General features: G+C 60.6%; 1 protein-coding gene. It reads left to right on the forward strand.

What is annotated here, in order from left to right:
* Positions 1-273: 273 nt before the first annotated feature.
* Positions 274-908 (forward strand): RNA polymerase sigma factor region1.1 domain-containing protein (locus EOA85_RS36170; RefSeq protein WP_281033838.1); only part of this gene is annotated, 635 nt, incomplete at its 3' end.

Below are 908 nucleotides of genomic sequence, written 5' to 3' on the forward strand. Positions count from 1 at the left end.
AATCATGCGAGAGGCGCTTGACCTTCCGGCAGAATGACGGAATCAGGACGATTCGAAACGTTAACCCGTGCCGGCGTCGACGGGAAATGCAGCGATGTGAGGTACCGGTCACTGGACAGGCAGTCAGCCTGCCACAGATACCAGGGTTAATCTGGACTTAACGAGAGATGCAGTTACTGGCCCGGGGAAGCGCGTTCTAGAGCGAGCGCATCTGATTTAACCGGCACGGCAGCTTACGCGGCTTGATACTTGGCCGCTTGGAGAAAATAAAGAATGGCGACAAAAGAAAAGGAAGAGGTCGAGACCGAACGTGAAGGCGCCACCGACGGCCCTCTGCTCGACCTTTCCGACGATGCTGTCAAGAAGATGATCAAAGCCGCCAAGAAGCGCGGCTATGTCACCATGGACGAACTGAATTCGGTGCTGCCCTCGGAGGAAGTGACCTCCGAGCAGATCGAGGACACGATGGCCATGCTCTCCGACATGGGCATCAACGTGGTCGAGGACGACGAGCAGGGCGAGGAGCCCGAAGCCGCCGACGCGGCTGCCGACGCCGAGGAAGACGCCAACGAACTGGCCGAGCAGACCGGCACCGCCGTTGCCGCGACGACCACCAAGAAAGAGCCGACCGATCGCACCGACGATCCGGTTCGCATGTATCTGCGCGAAATGGGCTCGGTCGAGCTTCTGTCGCGCGAGGGCGAAATCGCGATCGCCAAACGTATCGAGGCCGGCCGCGAGACGATGATCGCGGGCCTGTGCGAAAGCCCGCTGACCTTCCAGGCCATCATCATCTGGCGTGACGAGCTCAACGAATCGAAGATCCTGCTGCGCGAGATCATCGATCTCGAAGCGACCTATGCCGGCCCCGAGGCCAAGCAGGCGCCGATCGTCGAGCGCGTCGAGGA

This window comes from Mesorhizobium sp. M5C.F.Ca.IN.020.29.1.1, from assembly GCF_003997375.1.
Lineage (GTDB): Bacteria > Pseudomonadota > Alphaproteobacteria > Rhizobiales > Rhizobiaceae > Mesorhizobium > Mesorhizobium wenxiniae.